This is a genomic window from Wolbachia endosymbiont of Tettigetta isshikii (assembly GCF_041154185.1).
Taxonomy (GTDB): Bacteria; Pseudomonadota; Alphaproteobacteria; order Rickettsiales; family Anaplasmataceae; genus Wolbachia.
In genome coordinates this window covers 1-463 of sequence record NZ_JBFTEN010000052.1, presented here as the reverse complement: position 1 = coordinate 463, position 463 = coordinate 1, and the positions used below count along the sequence as shown (strand labels likewise).

2 protein-coding genes are annotated in these 463 nt (G+C 34.8%); both read left to right on the top strand.

Translation table 11 applies throughout. From position 1 onward, the window contains the following. The first annotated feature begins 151 nt into the window (after positions 1-151). Entirely contained in the window at positions 152-283 is a 132-nt protein-coding gene (locus AB6N09_RS05670; RefSeq protein ID WP_411131951.1) for a hypothetical protein, read from the top strand. After that, positions 280-463 (top strand): ankyrin repeat domain-containing protein (locus tag AB6N09_RS05665; protein ID WP_411131952.1); only part of this gene is annotated, 184 nt, incomplete at its 3' end. The genes AB6N09_RS05670 and AB6N09_RS05665, both read left to right, overlap by 4 nt.

The following is a 463-nucleotide window of genomic DNA, read 5'->3' as shown; positions in this document are numbered from 1 at the left end:
CAGGAAACATTTGTTACAAATGAGCACGTCAACATGTAGGTAAGAAAAGCATTTGCGAAATCATTAAGGTGAAGAACATCGTTTATGGAAGTTAGAGTTTGACATTGAGAAGTCGGAAGAAGACCCAGCACGAATCTGGAACTGGCTGAAAATGGCAAGAACTAATTGGAAACAAAGGAAAATAAATTTGGCGTTATTAATTGATGTGAATAAGAAAATGGAAGTTACTGAATTACTTTTAGAGCATAGAGTAATGTTAATGCCAGAGACAATGATGGTATAAGTCCACTTCATGTTGCAGTTGAGATAGGATGTTTACAAATTGTTGAGCATCTTTTAAAATATAGAGCTAATGTTGATGTTAAAGGGGAAGATAGTATAACCCCTCTTCATATTGCTGCTAAGAAAGGATATATACATATTGCCGAAGATCTTCTAAACCATGGTGCTTGTATTCATTCTT

What these genes read in the sequence shown, in the direction of transcription:
- AB6N09_RS05670 (WP_411131951.1), top strand. Translation starts at nt 152, where the DNA reads ATGGCAAGAACTAATTGGAAACAAAGGAAAATAAATTTGGCGTTATTA.